This is a genomic window from Stenotrophomonas geniculata, from assembly GCF_034508895.1.
GTDB lineage: Bacteria > Pseudomonadota > Gammaproteobacteria > Xanthomonadales > Xanthomonadaceae > Stenotrophomonas > Stenotrophomonas geniculata.
This window is the reverse complement of sequence record NZ_CP140571.1, coordinates 1036568-1055444: the sequence shown is the minus strand read 5'-3', so window position 1 is coordinate 1055444 and position 18877 is coordinate 1036568. Positions and strand designations below refer to the sequence as shown.

Genomic DNA, 18877 nt, shown 5'->3' with positions numbered 1-18877 from the left:
CGGATAAGGAAAAGACCATGGGTCATAAAGTTCATCCGATTGGTATCCGCCTCGGCATTTCCAAGGACTGGAACTCCAAGTGGTACGCCAACAAGGCCGAGTTCGCTGGTTACCTGGCAGCCGACCTGAAAGTGCGCGACATGCTGCGCAAGAAGCTGGCTCAGGCCGGCATCAGCAAGATCCTGATCGAGCGTCCGGCCAAGACCGCTCGCGTGACGATCCACACCGCCCGTCCGGGCGTGGTGATCGGCAAGCGCGGTGAGGACATCGAGAAGCTGCGCAAGGAAGTGAGCGAAATGATGGGCGTCCCGGCGCACATCAACGTCACCGAAGTGCGCAAGCCGGAACTGGACGCGCAGCTCGTTGCCGAGTCGATCGCCCAGCAGCTGGAGCGTCGCATCATGTTCCGCCGTGCAATGAAGCGCTCGGTCGGCAACGCGATGCGCCTGGGTGCCCTGGGCATCAAGGTCAACGTCGGTGGCCGCCTCAACGGTGCAGAAATCGCCCGTTCGGAGTGGTACCGCGAAGGCCGCGTGCCGCTGCACACCCTGCGTGCCGACATCGACTATGGCTTCGCTGAAGCCAAGACGACCTACGGCATCATCGGCATCAAGGTCTGGATCTACAAGGGCGAGGTCTTCGATTTCTCCCAGGTTGGCCAGGAAAAGCAGGACGACACCCCGTCGCGCAACGATCGTCACGATCGCGGCGACCGTGGTGACCGTCAGCGCCCGGCCCGTGAAGCGAGGTAACGACAATGTTGCAACCCAAGCGAACCAAGTACCGCAAGGTACACAAGGGCCGTAACGATGGCCTGAGCTGGAGCGCCAACGCTGTCAGCTTCGGCGAATACGGCCTGAAGGCAACCGCACACGGTCAGCTGACCGCGCGTCAGATCGAAGCGGCCCGCCGCTCGATCAGCCGCTACGTCAAGCGCGGCGGCAAGATGTGGATCCGCGTGTTCCCCGACAAGCCCATCACCAAGAAGCCCATCGAAGTCCGAATGGGTTCTGGTAAGGGTAACGTGGAATACTGGGTGGCCCAGATCCAGCCCGGCCGCATGATCTATGAAATCGAGGGTGTTTCCGAGGAAGTGGCTCGCGAGGCGTTCCGCCTGGCCGCCGCCAAGCTCTCGGTCACCACCACTTTCGTGACCCGTACGGTGCGCTGATGGATATCAAAACTCTCCGTGAAAAGTCGGCTGACGAACTCAAGGCCCACCTGATCGACCTGCGTAAGGAACAGTTCTCTGTCCGTATGCAGCAGGTCACCGGCCAGCTGCCGAAGACCCACGACATTCGCCGGGTCCGTCGCGAGATTGCTCGCGTCAAGACCCTGCTCGGCAGCACGAAGTAAGGATGGCCGCTATGAGCGACAATACTGAAAAGAAGACGCTGCGCACGGTCGAAGGCCGTGTCGTCAGCAACAAGATGGACAAGACGGTTACCGTCCTGGTTGAGCGTCAGGTCAAGCACGCGCTGTACGGCAAGTACATCAAGCGCTCGACGAAGCTGCACGCCCACGATGCCGACAACGCCTGCAAGGAAGGCGATGTCGTCCGCGTGACCGAGATTGCTCCGATGTCCAAGACCAAGAACTGGCGCGTGGTGGAAGTCATCACGCGTGCGGCTGAATAAGGAGTCTGAATCATGATCCAGATGCAGAGCTACCTTGACGTCGCGGACAATTCGGGTGCCAAGCAGGTGATGTGCTTCAAGGTGCTGGGTGGTTCCAAGCGCCGTTACGCCGGCATCGGCGACATCATCAAGGTCACCGTAAAGGATGCGATTCCGCGCGGCAAGGTCAAGAAGGGTGAAGTGTATGACGCCGTCGTGGTGCGTACCCGCAAGGGTGTGCGTCGCGCCGACGGCTCGCTGATCCGCTTCGACGGCAACGCGGCCGTCCTGCTGAACAACAAGCAGGAGCCGATCGGTACCCGTATCTTCGGGCCGGTGACCCGTGAACTTCGTTCGGAGAAGTTCATGAAGATCGTCTCGCTCGCTCCCGAAGTGCTGTGAGCGACAGGAGATAATCATGGCTAACCGTATCAAGAAGGGCGACCAGGTTGTCGTCAACGCTGGCAAGGACAAGGGCAAGCAGGGCGAAGTCGTCCGCGTCGACGGCGACCGTGTGGTCGTCGCCAACGTGAACATCGTCAAGCGCCACACCAAGCCGAACCCGCAGGCAGGTGTTGCCGGCGGCGTGGTCGAGCGCGAAGCTTCGATCCATATCTCCAACGTGAATGTTCTGAACCCGGCTTCGGGCAAGGGCGAACGCGTTGGCTTCAAGGTGCTGGAGGATGGACGCAAACTGCGTGTGTTCCGCTCCAGCGGTGAGGCGCTCGACGCCTGAGGAATGAGAAGATGAGTTCCCGTCTCGAAAAGTTCTACAAGGACGAAGTGGTGCCGGCGCTGATGAAGCAGTTCGGCTACACCAATCCGATGGAAGTGCCGAAGCTGGTCAAGGTCACCCTGAACATGGGTGTCGGCGAAGCGGCCACCAACAAGAAGATCCTGGAAAACGCCGTCGGCGACATGACCAAGATTTCCGGCCAGAAGCCGGTTGTCACCAAGTCGCGTGTGTCGGTTGCGTCGTTCAAGATCCGCGATGGTTGGCCGATCGGCTGCAAGACCACGCTGCGTCGCCACAAGATGTACGAGTTCCTGGATCGCCTGATCAACATCTCGCTGCCGCGCGTGCGCGACTTCCGTGGTGTTTCCGGTCGTTCCTTCGACGGCCGCGGCAACTTCAACATGGGTGTGAAGGAGCAGATCATCTTCCCGGAAATCGACTTCGACGCCGTCGACGCGATCCGCGGTATGGATATCGCCATCACCACCACTGCGAAGACCGACGCGGAAGCGAAGGCGCTGCTGGCAGCGTTCAAGTTCCCGTTCCGTAACTGATCTGTCGAGGAAACCGAAATGGCAAAGACCTCCATGGTCAACCGCGACATCAAGCGGGAAAAGCTGGCAAAGAAGTACGCTGAAAAGCGTGCGGCTCTGAAGAAGATCGTGTCCTCCGTGGACGCGACCTACGAAGAGAAGATCGACGCCGCAACCAAGCTGGCCAAGCTGCCGCGCGATTCGTCGCCGAGCCGCCAGCGCAACCGTTGCGAGCTGTCGGGTCGTCCGCGTGGCGTCTACAGCAAGTTCGGCCTGGGCCGTAACAAGCTGCGTGAAGCCACCATGCGTGGCGACGTCCCGGGTCTGCGCAAGGCCAGCTGGTAATCCCAGCCGGCCCTGCGATCAGGAGCCCCTCCGGGGGTTCCTGAACCGGGCAGGGGAGGCGTTCAGCCTTCCCGACGTAAAAAAACCGAAGAGCCCGGCGCAAGCCGGGCTCTTTTGGCGTATACTCCCGCGTCTTGCCCTGCGCAAACGGGGTCGTAGGAGTGGGCTTCCGGCCCGCTGCATCAAGGGACCTGGCCCGTTTCCAGGAGACAACAGATTTTCGCGAAAGCGGATATCGGTGCACTCAAAGGTACTCATATGAGCATGACTGATCCCATCGCCGACCTGCTGGTCCGCATCAAGAATGCGGCCGCGGTTGGCAAGCAGACGGTGAAAGCCCCGTCGTCCAAGATCAAGGTTGCGATCGCCCAGGTCCTGAAGGACGAGGGTTACATCACTGACCTGCGCGTGACCCAGCTGGAGAACAACAAGTCCGAGCTGGAAATCGTGCTGAAGTATTTCGAAGGCAAGCCGGTCATCGCGACCCTGAAGCGCTTCTCGCGTTCGGGCCTGCGCCAGTACCGCGGCAAGAGCGAGCTGCCGAAGGTCATGAACGGCCTGGGTATCTCCATCATTTCCACCTCCAAGGGCATCATGACTGATGCGCAGGCGCGCCAGCTGGGCGTCGGCGGCGAAGTCCTGTGCTTCGTGGCCTAAGGCGAAAGGAGTAGAACTATGTCCCGCGTAGCCAAGAAGCCGATCGACCTGGGTAAGGTTGAACTGAACGTCCAGTCGGACAGCGTCACCGCCAAGGGCCCGAAGGGCTCCCTGTCGCTGGCCAAGCCGGCCGGTATTGCCATCAACGTCGACAACGGCGTTGCCACCCTGAGCACCGAGAACGCCGAGCTGGTCGCACTGACCGGTACCGTGCGTGCGATCCTGGCCAACATGGTCAAGGGCGTGTCCGAAGGCTTCGAGCGCAAGCTGGAGCTGGTCGGCGTGGGTTACCGTGCTGCCATGCAGGGCAAGGACCTGAGCCTGTCCCTGGGCTTCTCGCACCCGGTCGTGTTCGTGGCGCCGGAAGGCATCACCATCACCACCCCGACCCAGACCGAGATCCTGGTCCAGGGCGCTGACAAGCAGGTCGTCGGTGAAGTTGCCGCCAAGATCCGTGCGTTCCGCAAGCCGGAGCCGTACAAGGGCAAGGGCGTGAAGTACTCCGACGAAGTCATCATCCGTAAGGAAGCCAAGAAGGCCTAATTAGGCGCTTCCGCTTTCAAAGGAAAAACATCATGAACAAGAACATCGCCCGCCTGCGTCGCGCCAAGTCGACCCGCGCCCACATCCGTGAGCTCGGCGTCGCCCGCCTGTCGGTGCTGCGCACCGGCCAGCACCTGTACGCCCAGGTCTTCACCGCCGACGGTTCCAAGGTGCTGGCTGCCGCCAACACCACCCAGACCGACGTCAAGGAAGGCCTGAAGAACGGCAAGAACGCCGATGCCGCCGCCAAGGTTGGCCGCATCGTTGCCGAGCGCGCCAAGGCCGCCGGCATCGAGAAGGTTGCCTTCGATCGTTCGGGCTACCGCTACCACGGCCGCATCAAGGCCCTGGCAGAAGCCGCCCGCGAAGCCGGCCTGCAGTTCTAAGGGATAAGGGCAGGGGACCTGTGGTCTCCTGCCCGCCTGCTCGCCCGCCTGAGTGAGGCGGGACGGCGCCACTCTTCTGCAGTGGTCCACCGGAACAACGCGACATTCCACAACCATAAGCGGCCTCGAGCCGTACATACCCAAACAACCAAGGAATCAACATGGCAGAAGAGCGTCAGCAGCGGGGTCGCGATCGCGACCGTAACCGCGAAGAGAAGATCGACGACGGCATGATCGAAAAGCTGGTCGCGGTCAACCGCGTCAGCAAGACCGTCAAGGGTGGCCGCCAGTTCACCTTCACCGCCCTGACCGTGGTCGGCGACGGCGAAGGCAAGGTCGGTTTCGGTTATGGCAAGGCCCGCGAAGTGCCGGTCGCCATCCAGAAGTCGATGGAGCAGGCCCGCAAGAACCTGGTCAGCGTTGACCTGAACAACGGCACCCTGTGGCACACCATCAAGGATGGTCACGGCGCAGCCCGCGTGTTCATGCAGCCGGCTTCGGAAGGTACCGGCGTCATCGCCGGCGGTGCCATGCGCGCCGTGCTGGAAGCCGTTGGCGTGAAGAACGTGCTGGCCAAGGCCACCGGTTCGCGCAACCCGATCAACCTGGTGCGTGCCACCGTGAAGGGCCTGTCTGCTGCGCAGTCGCCGGCCCGCATCGCGGCCAAGCGCGGCAAGAAGGTGGAGGAACTCAACCATGGCTAATGAGTCCAACAAGACTGTCAAGGTCCGCCTGGTGCGTGGCCTGCGTGGCACCCAGTCGCGTCACCGCCTGTCGGTGCGTGCCCTGGGCCTGAACAAGCTCAACGATGTGCGTGAACTGAAGGACAGCCCGCAGGTGCGCGGCCTGATCAACAAGGTTCAGTACCTCGTCCAGGTTGAGGAGTAATCGACCATGACTCTGCGTCTCAATGAACTGAGCCCGGCACCGGGCGCCCGCACCGAGCGCACCCGCGTCGGTCGCGGTATCGGCTCGGGCCTGGGCAAGACTGCCGGCCGCGGCCACAAGGGTTCGTTCGCCCGTAAGGGTGGCGGCAAGATCAAGGCTGGCTTCGAAGGCGGCCAGACCCCCATGCAGCGTCGTCTGCCGAAGATCGGCTTCCGTTCGCCGATCGCCAAGGACACCGCTGAAGTGCTGCTGTACGCGCTGGACAAGCTGCCGGCCGGTGAGATCGACTTCGCCGCCCTGCGTGCTGCCAAGCTGGTCCCGAGCACTGCGAAGAAGGCCAAGGTCGTCGTCAAGGGCGAAGTGACCAAGGCGTTCACCCTGAAGGGTATCGCTGCCACGGCGGGTGCCAAGGCCGCGATCGAAGCTGCCGGCGGCAGCGTAACGGAGTAAGAAAATCATGGCGCAAGCTGGCATCGGTAACCTCGCGGGCGGAATGGGCAAGTTCACTGAACTTCGCCAACGTTTGCTGTTCGTCGTCGGGGCTTTGATCGTCTATCGCATCGGCTGCTACGTGCCGGTGCCGGGCGTCAATCCCGATGCCATGCTTGCCATGATGCAACAGCAGGGCGGCGGCATCGTGGACATGTTCAACATGTTCTCGGGCGGCGCCCTGCACCGTTTCAGCATCTTCGCGCTGAACGTGATGCCGTACATCTCGGCATCGATCGTGATGCAGCTCGCCGTGCACATCTTCCCCGCCCTGAAGGCGATGCAGAAGGAAGGTGAGTCCGGCCGCCGCAAGATCACCCAGTATTCGCGCATCGGCGCCGTGCTGCTGGCAGTGGTGCAGGGCGGTTCGATCGCGCTGGCCCTGCAGGGCCAGGTCTCGCCGTCGGGCGCTCCGGTCGTGTACGCGCCGGGCATGGGCTTTGTGCTCACCGCCGTGGTCGCGCTGACCGCCGGCACCATGTTCCTGATGTGGGTTGGTGAGCAGGTCACCGAGCGCGGCATCGGCAACGGTGTGTCGCTGATCATCTTCGCCGGTATCGTCGCTGGCCTGCCGGGTGCGATCATCCACACCTTCGACGCCTACCGCGACGGCAACATCCAGTTCATCCAGCTGCTGCTGATCGCCATCGTCGTGCTCGCCTTCACCTTCTTCGTGGTGTTCGTCGAGCGTGGCCAGCGCCGGATCACGGTCAACTACGCGCGCCGCCAGGGCGGTCGCAATGCGTACATGAACCAGACCTCGTTCCTGCCGCTGAAGCTCAACATGGCCGGCGTCATCCCGGCGATCTTCGCCTCGAGCCTGCTGGCCTTCCCGGCCACCCTGGCCATGTGGTCCGGCCAGGCCGCCAACCAGAGCAGCTTCGGCCAGGTCCTGCAGAAGGTCGCCAACGCGCTGGGCCCGGGCGAGCCGCTGCACATGATCGTCTTCGCCGCGCTGATCACCGGTTTCGCGTTCTTCTACACCGCGCTGGTGTTCAACTCGCAGGAAACCGCCGACAACCTGAAGAAGTCGGGCGCGCTGATTCCGGGCATCCGTCCGGGCAAGGCCACTGCCGACTACATCGACGGCGTGCTGACCCGCCTGACCGCGGCCGGCTCGGCCTACCTGGTGATCGTCTGCCTGCTGCCGGAACTGATGCGCACGCAGCTGAACGCCTCGTTCTACTTCGGCGGTACTTCGCTGCTGATCGTGGTGGTGGTGGTGATGGACTTCATCGCCCAGGTGCAGGCGCACCTGATGTCCCACCAGTACGAGAGCCTGCTGAAGAAGGCCAACCTGAAGGGCGGCAACCGCGGCGGTTTTGCCCGCGGCTGATTGGCCTGTTATACTTTCGTCTTCCTGACGTGATGGTCCCTCCGCTTCGCGGACTCCGGCCACACAAACGAAGGGCGGCCCCCGCAGCGGTTCCGGGTGGGGGTGTGATGAGGTGGTCCCGCGCTGGAGTAGCGCGGGCGGCTCCGGGGGAAACCCCAGGTCCAACCCCATCCGGCGCCGGAGCCTGGGCACACTCCCCAGGCCGGGTTCATGAAACCAATGGTTTCACGGGCTTCCATGTAAACCGGAACCTTGTTAGTATCGCTAGTTCACTTTTTTGATCCATCCTGCCGGATTGGCGTGCCCGAGGCGCGCTGTCGGCCATCACTCAGCTGGAGAACCGCGTCATGGCGCGTATTGCAGGCGTCAACCTGCCAGCCCAGAAGCACGTCTGGGTCGGGTTGCAAAGCATTTACGGCATCGGCCGTACCCGTTCGAAGAAGGTCTGCGAAGTCGCAGGCGTTGCTTCGACCACCAAGATCCGCGATCTGTCGGAGCCGGAAATCGAGCGCCTGCGCGCCGAAGTCGGCAAGTACATCGTGGAAGGCGATCTGCGCCGTGAGATCGGCATCGCGATCAAGCGCCTGATGGACCTGGGCTGCTACCGCGGCCTGCGTCACCGTCGTGGCCTCCCGCTGCGTGGCCAGCGCACCCGTACCAACGCCCGCACCCGCAAGGGTCCGCGCAAGGCGATCAAGAAGTAAGGGACTGAGAAATGGCTAAGCCCGCTGCTAAGACCAAGAAGAAGATCAAGCGCGTCGTCACCGACGGCGTTGCCCACGTCCACGCTTCGTTCAACAACACCATCGTCACCATCACCGACCGCCAGGGCAACGCTCTGTCGTGGGCGACCTCCGGTGGCGCTGGCTTCCGCGGTTCGCGCAAGTCGACCCCGTTCGCTGCCCAGGTGGCTGCTGAAAAGGCCGGTCGTGCTGCGCTGGACTACGGCGTGAAGTCGCTGGAAGTCCGCATCAAGGGCCCGGGTCCGGGCCGTGAGTCGGCCGTGCGTTCGTTGAACAACGTCGGCTACAAGATCACCAACATCATCGACGTGACGCCTATCCCGCACAACGGGTGCCGTCCGCCGAAGAAGCGTCGCGTCTAAAGGGAGCGATAAGAAATGGCTCGTTATATCGGTCCTACCTGTAAGCTCGCCCGTCGCGAAGGCGCCGACCTGTCCCTGAAGAGCCCGGCGCGTGCGCTGGACTCGAAGTGCAAGCTGGAGCAGAAGCCCGGCCAGCACGGCGCCACTGCCCGCAAGGGCAAGCTGTCCGACTACGCCACCCAGCTGCGTGAAAAGCAGAAGGTCAAGCGTATCTACGGCCTGCTGGAGCGTCAGTTCCGCAACTACTACAAGAAGGCCTCGACCAAGAAGGGCAACACCGGCGAGAACCTGCTGCAGCTGCTGGAAACCCGCCTGGACAACGTCGTCTACCGCATGGGCTTCGCCGTGACCCGTCCGGCTGCCCGTCAGCTGGTGTCGCACCGCGGCGTCACCGTGAATGGCAAGTCGGTCAACCTGGCTTCGTACCAGGTCAAGGCTGGCGACGCCATCGCCCTGTCTGAAAAGGCTGCCAAGCAGCTGCGCGTCCAGGAAGCCCTGACCGTCGCCGCCCAGCATGACCTGAGCCCGTCGTGGGTTGAAGTGGATTCCGGCAAGTTCACCGGCATCTTCAAGGCTGTTCCGGATCGTTCGGATCTGCCTGCGGACATCAACGAAGCGCTGATCGTCGAGCTGTATTCGAAGTAATTCACATTGGAGAGCCCCCGGCGACGGCCGGGGGTTCACTAGGAGAACCCGCAACATGACGGTTACCGCCAACCAGGTTCTGCGTCCTCGCGGTCCGCAGATCGAACGCCTTACCGACACCCGTGCAAAGGTCGTTATCGAACCTTTGGAGCGGGGTTACGGGCATACGCTGGGTAATGCCCTGCGTCGCGTGCTGCTGTCGTCCATCCCGGGCTTCGCCATCACGGAAGTCGAAATCGACGGCGTGTTGCATGAGTACACCACGGTCGAAGGTCTGCAGGAGGACGTGCTCGAAGTCCTGCTGAACCTGAAGGACGTGGCCATCCGTATGCACTCCGGCGACAGCGCCACCCTGTCCCTGTCCAAGCAGGGCCCGGGCGTTGTCACCGCTGCCGATATCAAGGTCGACCACAATGTGGAGATCCTGAACGGCGAACACGTGATCTGCCACCTGACCAAGGATACGGCGATCAACATGCGTCTGAAGATCGAACGTGGTTTCGGCTACCAGCCGGCTGCCGCGCGTCGTCGTCCGGACGAAGAAACCCGTGCCATCGGCCGCCTGGTCCTGGATGCCTCGTTCTCGCCGGTCCGCCGCGTCGCCTATGCCGTTGAAGCGGCCCGCGTCGAACAGCGTACCGACCTGGACAAGCTGGTCATCGATATCGAGACCAACGGCACCATCGACGCCGAGGAAGCCGTGCGCACCGCCGCCGACATCCTCAGCGACCAGCTGTCGGTGTTCGGTGACTTCACCCACCGCGACCGCGGTGCGGCGAAGCCGGCCAACAACGGCGTGGATCCGGTGCTGCTGCGCCCGATCGACGATCTGGAGCTGACCGTGCGTTCGGCCAACTGCCTGAAGGCTGAAAGCATCTACTACATCGGCGATCTGATCCAGAAGACCGAAGTGGAGCTGCTGAAGACCCCGAACCTGGGCAAGAAGTCGCTCACCGAGATCAAGGAAGTGCTGGCTCAGCGCGGCCTGTCGCTCGGCATGAAGCTGGAGAACTGGCCGCCGGCCGGTGTCGCCAGCCACGGCATGCTGGGCTGATATCGGTAATGCCTGAAGGCTCCACCGTTCGCGGTGGGGCCTTCAACGCAACACAACATGCCACGACGAACCGCAGGTTCGCGGGGCAGGTCGTCCAGGACGGGCGGCCAGGACCAACCGCAGTCCGCGCAGCAACGCCAGGAAGGCGACAACGATCCGCACAGCCTCATCATTAACCAAGGAATATCACCATGCGTCACCAGAAGTCTGGCCGTAAGTTCAGCCGCACCAGCGCCCACCGCGAAGCGATGTTCAAGAACATGGCTGCCTCGCTGTTCAAGCACGAGCTGATCAAGACCACCCTGCCGAAGGCCAAGGAACTGCGCCGCGTTGCCGAGCCGCTGATCACCCTGGCCAAGGTCGACTCCGTCGCCAACCGCCGTCTGGCCTTCGCCCGCCTGCGCGACAACGAAGCCGTGGGCAACCTGTTCACCATCCTGGGCCCGCGCTACGCGAACCGTCCGGGCGGCTACCTGCGTCTGCTGAAGTGCGGTTTCCGCGCCGGCGACAACGCGCCGATGGCCTACGTCGAGCTGGTCGACCGTCCGGTCGTGGCCGAGGAAGTGGCCGAGTAATCGGACTGCTCCAACGCGACACAGCGAAAGCCCGGCATCTGCCGGGCTTTTGCGTTTGAGGGGCCGGATTCCGTTTCTGCGGAACGGGCTCTGACCCACACCGTTCCGACAGGCGTCACCTGTGGTGGTTCAGACGGCGCGCACTCTCGGTTACGCTTGGCGCCTGATCCATTCGAGCGTTGACGATGAATCCACTGCGCTGGCCCTTCCGCGCCCAGTTCTTCCTGGGCTTCCTGATCTGCGCGGGCCTGCTCGGCTACGCGATCTTCCTGCAGCTGAAGATGGGCCTGGAGCCGTGTCCGCTGTGCATCTTCCAGCGCCTGGCATTTGCCGCGCTGGGGCTGCTGTTCCTGATCGGTGCACTGCACGGGCCTTCCAACCGTCCCGGCCGCGCGACCTATGGCGTGCTGGCCTTCATTGCCGCCGCAGTGGGTGTCGGCATCGCCGCGCGCCACGTCTACGTGCAGATGCTGCCGCCGGAAATGGGTTCCACCTGTGGCCCGCCGCTGGCCTTCCTGAGCGAGACCATGGGCCCGCTGGAAGTGTTCCGCACCGTGCTGACCGGTACCGGCAACTGCGGCAACATCGACTGGACGTTCCTGGGCCTGACCATGCCGATGTGGTCGGCCGTGTGGTTCGTGCTGCTGGCGCTGTGGGCGCTGGTGGTGTCGCTGCGCAAGGTCAAGCGCTGAAGCAGGGCAGTGCCGGCCGCTGGCCGGCACTACCTCAGAAGTCCTGCTGCAGGCTCAGGTAGGCGCCACGGCGCGGCCCCCACTGCGGGGCGAACACGCCGACACCGCCGCCATCGCGCAGCTGGTAGCTGCAGTCCAGTGCGTTGATCACGGCCAGCTGCACATGCAGCGGATGACCGCTGTCGGCGTTGAAATCGTGTCCGGCGCTGAGATTCACCTGCAGGTAGGACGGCAGCTCGCCACCATTGGGCACGCCCTCGATGTCCGAACGCAGGCCGCTGCCGAACACGTAGTTGGCCCCGATCCGGTTGTGCCCGGCGAAGGCGTAACTGAGGCCACCGGACGACGTCAGCTTCTGGTCGTGGTCGAGGTGGATCCAGTGGTTGGCCACATAGGCCAGCGCGTCCGGATCGAGGTTGTACTGGCCGGTGATGACGTCGGTACCGATGGCCTTGTTCAGCGCGGCGTTGAAGTAGGCGCTGAACGGACCGTTGCTGTAGTCGGCACTGAACTCCAGGCCGCGGATATGGCCACGGCGATAGTTGAAGGTCGAATAGATGTAGGCGGCGCCGAACTGGCCTTCGTCCTGCAGGCGGGCGACGCGTCGGTCATACGCATCCAGGCCCAGGGTCAGGTGCTCGCCCAGTTGCTGCGAGACGCCGATGTCGTAGTAGTCGCTGCGCTCGGCCAGCGGCGTGTTGTTGCCGCCGCTGGGCTGCTGGTTGGTGGTGCCGTCGTATAGCGCGATGTCGCTGCTGGCGATCAGTTCGCTGGCCGGTGGCGTGAAGTAGCGTGAATAGCCGGCGTGCACGGTGGTGCTGTCGCTGGCATTCCAGACCACGCCCATGCGCGGGCTGAGCTGGCCCTCGGTGTGGCCGAAGGCTTTGTAGCGGTCGCCACGCAGGCCGTAGTTCACGGTCCAGTCGTCGCCGAGCTTCCATTCGTCCTGCACGTACAACGCCAGCGTGCTGGCATGGAACGCGCTGCGGTCAGGTATCAGCAGCGGTGTGGTGCTGGACTGCTGGCCGGCATCATCAACCGGGAATACCCAGCTGTTGTTGCTGGCCCGCGCGTTCTCGTAGTTGCCGTACAGGCCGTAGCGCAATGTGTGGTCGTTGCCCAGTGGGGTGGAGAAGTCGGCCTGCAGGGTGTTGGCGCGGTTGCTGCGCTGGACCTGCGAGGCGACGCCGCTGAACACCAGGTCGCCGACCACATCGGGATTGAAGCCGACATCGCTGTATCGCTGCCCGGCCGAGACCTGGTAGGCGGTGTCGCCCAGTGTGCCCTGCAGCACCAGCATGCCGAAGCGCGTGGTCTCGCGCTGGGTCTCATCCAGCTGGCTGGAATCGAAGGTGGTGGTGTCCAGGTAGCCGAACTGCGGCGTCTGGCCGGGGTTGACCGGAATCTGGAAGCGGTTGTTGGCGAAGCCGGCGAACACGCTCAGGCGGGTGGTGTCGTTGACCAGATAGGTCAGGTCGGCGAACGCCTTGCCTTGGTGGGTATCGTCATGCTCCGGCTTGCGCGAACGGGTCGGGTTCTCCAGGCCGACTTCGTTCTGGTCGTAGTTGCCGGTCAGGAACCAGCTCCAGCGCCCCTGCGAGCCCCACCATGAGGCATTCGGATTGACCTTGCCGAACGAGCCGGTGGTGATGCCGACGCTGCCGCCATTGCCGAGCTCGGCGCCACTGCGGGTGGTGATGTCGACCACCGCGGCGGTGCGCTCGCCGAACTGTGCTGGCAATGCCCCGTCCATCAGCCGGATGCTCTTGATCGTGCGCGCATCCAGGGTCTGGCCGAAGCCGGAGATCGATTCGGGCAACAGCACGCCGTTGATGCGGTACTGCAGATTGGCGTGGTCGCCGCGCACGTGCACGCCGCCATAGGAATCCTGGACCACGCCCGGCGCCTGCAGCAGCACCTGGCTGAGCGGCGCGGAGGCGCCCAGCGGCTGCTTCTGGATGTCCTCGGCGGTGATCTGGTACTGGCTGCTGCCGATGTCCGGCGACAGTGCGTTGCGGGCCTGGTCGAGCTGGGCGCTGACGGTGACCGTGTCGAGGTCCTTCACGGGAGCGGCGGCATCGGCGGCCACAGCGAGGGAAGGCAGGCTGGCCAGGGTCAGGGCGAAGGTGATGCCGGTAGCGAGCAGGGAGGGCTTCATGGCGGATACGCTGTGGAAGGGGCCAATGGGGATTGAGTGTTACTTCGTAACAGTGCGTGGCGAATCATGCGCCTGTCCGGCTGGCCGTGAGCATGCCGCTTCTGGCCGATCGCGATGCCCTTTCCCCGGCGTTCAGTCATGTGCAGACGCCGTTCGACCCTTTGCGACAGCGGTCGGCTCTGCGACCATGAACGTCTCCCACCTCCGGAAGCCTGCAATGAGCCTGTCCGCCGTTTCGCCTGTCCCCGATCCCGTCGCAGCGGCCACCGGCGCTGCCTGGTCGCCGGAGAGCTGGCGTGGCAAGACCGCGCTGCAGATGCCGACCTACCCGGACCCTGTGGCGCTGGACGCTGCCCTGCACGAGCTGAAGCGGCTGCCGCCGCTGGTCACCTCGTGGGAGATCCTGGCGCTGAAGCAGCAGCTGGCCGAGGCCCAGGAGGGCAAGCGCTTCCTGCTGCAGGGTGGCGACTGCGCCGAGAATTTCAGCGACTGCGAATCGGGCACCATCTCCAACCGCCTGAAGGTGCTGCTGCAGATGAGCCTGGTGCTGGTTCACGGCCTGCGCCAGCCGGTGATCCGCGTCGGTCGTTTCGCCGGCCAGTACGCCAAGCCGCGTTCGGCCGATACCGAGACCCGCGACGGTGTGACGCTGCCGAGCTACCGCGGCGATGTGATCAACGCGCCGGCCTTCACCGAGGCGGCGCGCCTGCCGGACCCGAAGCGGATGCTGCAGGCCCACGCGCACTCCGCGATGACGATGAACTTCGTGCGGGCGCTGATCGATGGTGGCTTCGCCGACCTGCACCACCCCGAGTACTGGAACCTGGAGTGGGTAAGCCACTCGCCGCTGGCCGCCGAGTACCAGAAGATGGTGGCCTCGATCGGTGATGCGGTGCACTTCATGGAGACTCTGGCTGGGGCCCGCGTGCACAACCTCAACCGCATCGATTTCTACACCTCGCACGAGGCGTTGCTGCTGCCCTACGAGCAGGCGCTGACCCGGCAGGTGCCGCGCCAGCAGGGCTGGTTGAACCTGAGCACGCATTACCCGTGGATCGGCATGCGCACCGCTGCGCTCGATGGCGCACACGTGGAATACCTGCGTGGCGTGCGCAATCCGATCGCGATCAAGGTCGGCCCATCGGTGACGCCGGACCAGCTGCTGCGCCTGATCGACGTGCTCAACCCGCATGACGAACCGGGCCGCCTGAGTTTCATCCACCGCATGGGTGCGGCGCAGATCGCCGAGAAGCTGCCGCCGCTGCTGGATGCGGTCAAGCGCGATGGCCGTCGCGTGCTGTGGGTGTGCGATGCGATGCATGGCAACACCGAAAGCACCGCCAACGGTTTCAAGACACGTCGCTTCGACAATGTGCGTGGCGAAGTGGAGATGTCGTTCGATCTGCATGCGGCCGCAGGCACGCGCCTGGGGGGTGTGCACCTGGAGCTGACCGGCGAAGACGTGACCGAGTGCACCGGTGGCGCGCGCGAACTGACCGAGCGTGACCTGGAGCGCGCGTATCGTTCAACGGTGGACCCGCGGTTGAATTACGAGCAGTCGCTGGAGATCGCGATGGCGATCGTCCGCAAGCAGGAGCAAGTGCGGTAAGGGTTTTTCGGCAGGGCTTGCAGCCCTGCACCTGCCCAGAATCCGAAGCAACAGCAAAAGCAACAGCAGAAGCGGCATTCCGTGGGATGGCGGGGCGGTGTGGGTGGTCAGGACACGCCGTAAACCCGTCCATGGGGGCTCGATGGCGCCATCCATGGCGCCAACGGTCCTGTCCACCCACACCGCCCCGCCTCTGACAGATCCCTGTGGTCTGTTGGTAACTGCGGCCGTTGTTCAGCGCGGTTGTTGGTGGGTGTCGACCTTGGTCGACACGATTTTTCTTGCATATATCGAATGAGTCATCCACGCACGGCGTGGATCTACCGTGTCGACCAAGGTCGACACCCACCAGGGCAATACGCCGTTCCGACAGGTCGCAAGAATCTGTCGAAGGCGGGGTGGGTCCGGTTGCGGGGGCGTGAGCCGCATGGATGCGGCGACCGAGCCTCCATGGATGGATCCACGGCGTCCCCCGCAACCGGACCCACCCCGCCATCCCACAGGAAACCCGCTTCTGCTTCGGCTGTTGCTGTTGCTCCAGCTCGCAGCAGGTGCAGGGCTGCAAGCCCTGCCCACCAACACCCTGCTTACGAACGACTGACGTGACGCTCATGCCCCATGCGCGAGGCTGTCTGCTTGGCTGTTCGAGTGGAGGTGGCAACAGTGCACTGGCAAAGCGCACAGGCCTACGCATGGCCGTTGGGATTGGCAGCAGTAGTGGGTGGCATCGGCGCGTGGCTGATCCTGTGGATCTATCACCGGCTGAAAGGGCGTGATCGCCGGCGTGCGCGCATCGGTCGTGTGCTCGGGCTGCCGATGGCCACTGCATGGCCGCTGCTGCTGTTGATTCCCGCGTTGCAGGCCACACCGCTGCAGGATCCGTTGCTGGGCAATCTGCAGCATGTGCTGCACATCGCGCTGACCGCGTGCTTCATCTGGTTGCTTGTACGCGCGGTGGCGGCCGGTGAGCGCGCGATCCTGCGCAGCCATCCCATCGATGTCTCCGACAACCTCGAAGCGCGCCGCATCCAGACCCAGACGCGCGTGCTCAGCCGTGTGCTGATGGGTGGCATCGTCGTGCTGGGCGCGTCGTTGGTGCTGCTGACCTTCCCGATGGTGCAGAAGATCGGTACCGCGCTGCTGGCCTCGGCGGGCCTGATCGGTCTGGTGGCCGGTATCGCGGCCAAGCCGGTGTTCGGCAACCTGATCGCTGGCCTGCAGATTGCAGTGACGCAGCCGATCCGCCTGGATGACGTGGTGATCGTCGAAGGCGAATGGGGCCGCATCGAGGAGATCGGCAGCAGTTACGTGGTGGTGCGCATCTGGGATGAGCGGCGGATGGTGGTGCCGTTGACCTGGTTCATCGAGAACCCGTTCCAGAACTGGACGCGGCGCAGTGCCGATCTGCTCGGCACTGCGTTTCTGTGGCTGGACTACCGGGCGCCGATCGCGGCGATCCGCGCCGAACTGGAGCGCATCTGTCGTGGCGAAGCGCTGTGGGATGGCCGGGTCTGCGTGACCCAGGTGACCGAGACCAGCGAGCGTGCGATCCAGGTGCGACTGCTGGTCAGCGCGCGCAGCTCCGGTGATGCCTTCGACCTGCGTTGCCTGGTGCGCGAGCGCATGCTCGACTTCCTCGCGCGTGAGCATCCGCAGTCGCTGCCGCAGGTGCGTGCGCGGCTGCAACACGAAGACGAGCTGGATATGCCGCGCGGCCCACGTGCGCGCACCGCGGATGTGCGTTCGCCTGGCGCGGAGGATGGTGAAGCCGCGATCGTGCCGGCGGAGCCTGACCAGCCTCTGTAGAGCCGGGCCATGCTCGGCCGCTTTCGATTTTCCCGGTGAAGCCGAGCGTGGGCTCGGCTCTACAGAAACACGATCACGGCTCGCCGGCGTCGATCAATGCATCGGTATCGAAGTGCGGCGGGCGCCGTGCGCGGGTGCGCTGCTCGTAGGCGTAGGCCATTTCGATCAGCTTCGGTTCGCTCCAGGCGGTGCCCATGAACAGCAGGCCGACCGGCAGGCCATCGATCTGGCCCATCGGCACGGTCAGGCTGGGGTAACCAGCGACGGCGGCCGCGCTGTAGCTCTCGCCGGGGAAGTCGTCGCCTTCGCTGCGGATCGGCCATGCCACACCGGTGGTGGGTGCGACCAGCGCGTCGAGCTGGTGGGCGGCGAGGGCGGCGTCGATGCCTTCCGGGCCGGCCAAGCGGCGCGCATCGCTGCGCGCGCGGATGTAGGCGGGGTCGGCCAGGCCAGCAGTGGCATCGGCCTCCACCAGCAGCTCCTGGCCGAACAGGCCCAGTTCCTGCTTGCTGTGCGCCTGGTTGAAGGCAATCAGGTCGGCCAGGCTGCGCAACGGCGCGTGGTGGGTGCTGAAGTAGCGCTCCAGCCCGGCCTTGAATTCGTACAGCAGCAGCGTGCGCTCGGCTTCGGCCCAGGCGCCCTGGTTGGGCAACTCGACGGGGACCACGACGGCACCAGCGCGACGCAGCTCGGTCGCTGCCTGATCGATCAGCGGCGGCATGCCGCGGTACTTCAGCAGCGGCGTCTGCAGCAGGCCGATGCGTTTGCCGCGCAGGCCCTGCGGGTCCAGGCGTGCGGTGTAGTCGTAGACCGCGCGGCCGGGCATGGTCGCGGTGGCCGGGTCGGCATCATCGCGGCCGGCGATCGCGGTCAGCACGGCGGCAGCGTCGGCGACGCTGCGTGCCATCGGCCCGGCAGTGTCCTGGCTGAAGGAGATCGGGATGATGCCGTCGCGGCTGACCAGGCCGACGGTTGGCTTCAGGCCGACCACGCCGTTGATCGCCGCCGGGCAGACGATGCTGCCATCGGTCTCGGTACCGATCGCCACGCTGGCGAGGTTGGCGGCCACGGCCACCGCGCTGCCGCTGCTGGAGCCACAGGGCGAATGACTCAGCCGATAGGGATTGCGGGTCTGGCCACCGCGCGCGCTCCAGCCGGAGATGGAATCATTGCCGCGGAAATTGGCCCATTCGCTCAGATTGGTCTTGCCCAGCACCACCGCACCGGCTTCGCGCAGCCGGCGCACCAGGTAGGCATCGTCCGGACGGAAGCCCTGCAGGGCCAGGGAGCCGGCGCTGGTGGCCATCGGCGCGGCGTTGATGTTGTCCTTCAGCAGCAGCGGGATGCCATGCAGCGGGCCGCGCAGGCGTCCTTCGCGGCGCTCGCGGTCGCGCGCGGCGGCTTCCTTCAGGGCATCGGGGTTGAGCTCGATCACTGCGCGCAGGCGCGGCCCGGTGCGGTCCAGGGCGGCGATGCGCTGCAGGTAGGCCTGGGTCAGGGTGGTGCTGTCCAGTTCACCGGCGGACATCCGCGCCTGCAGGTCGGCAACATCGGTTTCGGCGTACGGGAACGGCACGTTGCGGCTCGCAGGTTCGGCCGCATGCGCGCTGGGCGTGGCCGGGCTGCAGCCAGCCGAAAGCAGCGCCGGCAGCGCGGCGAGCAGGCAGGTCAGCAGAGGCGGCAAGGACGGGCGCATGGGGCGGC

25 protein-coding genes are annotated in these 18877 nt (G+C 64.6%); 23 read left to right on the top strand and 2 right to left on the bottom strand.

Annotation, left to right across the window (positions count from 1 at the left end):
- Nucleotides 1–17 precede the first annotated feature (17 nt).
- From rpsC to RI032_RS04970, 21 genes are all read left to right on the top strand, one after another.
- Nucleotides 18–752 carry a 30S ribosomal protein S3 gene (gene rpsC / locus RI032_RS05070; RefSeq protein ID WP_005415414.1) on the top strand — a complete coding sequence of 245 codons (735 nt, stop codon included), beginning with the start codon at nucleotides 18–20 and terminating at the stop codon, nucleotides 750–752.
- Between the two features lie 5 nt (nucleotides 753–757).
- A complete protein-coding gene (gene rplP, locus RI032_RS05065) occupies nucleotides 758–1171 on the top strand; it encodes a 50S ribosomal protein L16 (RefSeq protein WP_004154486.1) in 414 nt (137 codons plus the stop codon).
- Nucleotides 1171–1356 (top strand): 50S ribosomal protein L29, encoded by a 186-nt coding sequence (rpmC, locus tag RI032_RS05060; protein ID WP_004154487.1) that lies wholly within the window; start codon nucleotides 1171–1173, stop codon nucleotides 1354–1356. The genes rplP and rpmC overlap by 1 nt, the downstream gene beginning before the upstream one ends.
- Before the next feature lie 11 nt (nucleotides 1357–1367).
- Nucleotides 1368–1637, top strand: coding sequence for a 30S ribosomal protein S17 (gene rpsQ / locus RI032_RS05055; RefSeq protein WP_004154489.1), 270 nt, complete (start codon nucleotides 1368–1370; stop codon nucleotides 1635–1637).
- Between the two features lie 12 nt (nucleotides 1638–1649).
- The gene (gene rplN / locus RI032_RS05050) at nucleotides 1650–2018 is read left to right on the top strand and encodes a 50S ribosomal protein L14 (RefSeq protein ID WP_010483978.1); all 369 of its coding nucleotides are present in this window, start codon (nucleotides 1650–1652) and stop codon (nucleotides 2016–2018) included.
- Nucleotides 2019–2034: 16 nt separating this feature from the next.
- Nucleotides 2035–2352: a 50S ribosomal protein L24 gene (gene rplX, locus RI032_RS05045; RefSeq protein WP_004154490.1), complete on the top strand. Its 318-nt coding sequence runs from the start codon at nucleotides 2035–2037 to the stop codon at nucleotides 2350–2352.
- An 11-nt stretch (nucleotides 2353–2363) separates the two neighbouring features.
- Nucleotides 2364–2906, top strand: coding sequence for a 50S ribosomal protein L5 (rplE, locus tag RI032_RS05040; protein WP_004154491.1), 543 nt, complete (start codon nucleotides 2364–2366; stop codon nucleotides 2904–2906).
- An 18-nt stretch (nucleotides 2907–2924) separates the two neighbouring features.
- A complete protein-coding gene (rpsN, locus tag RI032_RS05035; protein ID WP_005408209.1) occupies nucleotides 2925–3230 on the top strand; it encodes a 30S ribosomal protein S14 in 306 nt (101 codons plus the stop codon).
- Nucleotides 3231–3488: 258 nt separating this feature from the next.
- Nucleotides 3489–3887: a 30S ribosomal protein S8 gene (gene rpsH / locus RI032_RS05030; RefSeq protein WP_005408210.1), complete on the top strand. Its 399-nt coding sequence runs from the start codon at nucleotides 3489–3491 to the stop codon at nucleotides 3885–3887.
- An 18-nt stretch (nucleotides 3888–3905) separates the two neighbouring features.
- A complete protein-coding gene (gene rplF / locus RI032_RS05025) occupies nucleotides 3906–4430 on the top strand; it encodes a 50S ribosomal protein L6 (protein WP_010483977.1) in 525 nt (174 codons plus the stop codon).
- A 32-nt stretch (nucleotides 4431–4462) separates the two neighbouring features.
- Nucleotides 4463–4816 (top strand): 50S ribosomal protein L18, encoded by a 354-nt coding sequence (gene rplR, locus RI032_RS05020; protein WP_004154495.1) that lies wholly within the window; start codon nucleotides 4463–4465, stop codon nucleotides 4814–4816.
- A gap of 161 nt (nucleotides 4817–4977) precedes the next feature.
- Nucleotides 4978–5520, top strand: coding sequence for a 30S ribosomal protein S5 (gene rpsE / locus RI032_RS05015; RefSeq protein ID WP_005408213.1), 543 nt, complete (start codon nucleotides 4978–4980; stop codon nucleotides 5518–5520).
- The gene (gene rpmD / locus RI032_RS05010; protein ID WP_005408214.1) at nucleotides 5513–5704 is read left to right on the top strand and encodes a 50S ribosomal protein L30; all 192 of its coding nucleotides are present in this window, start codon (nucleotides 5513–5515) and stop codon (nucleotides 5702–5704) included. The genes rpsE and rpmD overlap by 8 nt, the downstream gene beginning before the upstream one ends.
- A gap of 6 nt (nucleotides 5705–5710) precedes the next feature.
- Nucleotides 5711–6154 (top strand): 50S ribosomal protein L15, encoded by a 444-nt coding sequence (gene rplO / locus RI032_RS05005; RefSeq protein ID WP_004154498.1) that lies wholly within the window; start codon nucleotides 5711–5713, stop codon nucleotides 6152–6154.
- A gap of 7 nt (nucleotides 6155–6161) precedes the next feature.
- Nucleotides 6162–7529, top strand: coding sequence for a preprotein translocase subunit SecY (gene secY / locus RI032_RS05000; protein WP_005408215.1), 1368 nt, complete (start codon nucleotides 6162–6164; stop codon nucleotides 7527–7529).
- Between the two features lie 347 nt (nucleotides 7530–7876).
- A complete protein-coding gene (gene rpsM / locus RI032_RS04995) occupies nucleotides 7877–8233 on the top strand; it encodes a 30S ribosomal protein S13 (protein ID WP_004154500.1) in 357 nt (118 codons plus the stop codon).
- A gap of 11 nt (nucleotides 8234–8244) precedes the next feature.
- Nucleotides 8245–8634, top strand: a complete 390-nt coding sequence (gene rpsK / locus RI032_RS04990) for a 30S ribosomal protein S11 (RefSeq protein ID WP_004145443.1) — start codon at nucleotides 8245–8247, stop codon at nucleotides 8632–8634.
- A gap of 15 nt (nucleotides 8635–8649) precedes the next feature.
- A complete protein-coding gene (gene rpsD, locus RI032_RS04985; RefSeq protein WP_004145446.1) occupies nucleotides 8650–9279 on the top strand; it encodes a 30S ribosomal protein S4 in 630 nt (209 codons plus the stop codon).
- A gap of 55 nt (nucleotides 9280–9334) precedes the next feature.
- Nucleotides 9335–10333, top strand: coding sequence for a DNA-directed RNA polymerase subunit alpha (locus RI032_RS04980; RefSeq protein ID WP_010483975.1), 999 nt, complete (start codon nucleotides 9335–9337; stop codon nucleotides 10331–10333).
- Between the two features lie 191 nt (nucleotides 10334–10524).
- Complete coding sequence (rplQ, locus tag RI032_RS04975; RefSeq protein ID WP_005408217.1) at nucleotides 10525–10908, top strand: 50S ribosomal protein L17; 384 nt, start codon at nucleotides 10525–10527, stop codon at nucleotides 10906–10908.
- Nucleotides 10909–11093: 185 nt separating this feature from the next.
- On the top strand, nucleotides 11094–11600 hold the full coding sequence (locus RI032_RS04970) for a disulfide bond formation protein B (protein ID WP_043401431.1): 507 nt from the start codon (nucleotides 11094–11096) through the stop codon (nucleotides 11598–11600).
- Nucleotides 11601–11634: 34 nt separating this feature from the next.
- On the opposite strand, the gene RI032_RS04965 is transcribed toward RI032_RS04970, so the two are convergent.
- Nucleotides 11635–13758: a TonB-dependent receptor gene (locus RI032_RS04965; RefSeq protein ID WP_322547943.1), complete on the bottom strand. Its 2124-nt coding sequence runs from the start codon at nucleotides 13756–13758 to the stop codon at nucleotides 11635–11637.
- Between the two features lie 217 nt (nucleotides 13759–13975).
- Here RI032_RS04965 and RI032_RS04960 point away from each other — a divergent pair, with 217 nt between their 5' ends.
- Nucleotides 13976–15367 (top strand): class II 3-deoxy-7-phosphoheptulonate synthase, encoded by a 1392-nt coding sequence (locus tag RI032_RS04960; protein ID WP_010483972.1) that lies wholly within the window; start codon nucleotides 13976–13978, stop codon nucleotides 15365–15367.
- Between the two features lie 618 nt (nucleotides 15368–15985).
- Complete coding sequence (locus RI032_RS04955) at nucleotides 15986–17173, top strand: mechanosensitive ion channel family protein (protein ID WP_265330694.1); 1188 nt, start codon at nucleotides 15986–15988, stop codon at nucleotides 17171–17173.
- Between the two features lie 73 nt (nucleotides 17174–17246).
- Here the strand turns inward: RI032_RS04955 and RI032_RS04950 are convergent, their stop codons facing one another.
- Nucleotides 17247–18869 (bottom strand): amidase, encoded by a 1623-nt coding sequence (locus tag RI032_RS04950; RefSeq protein WP_260364101.1) that lies wholly within the window; start codon nucleotides 18867–18869, stop codon nucleotides 17247–17249.
- Nucleotides 18870–18877 lie beyond the last annotated feature (8 nt).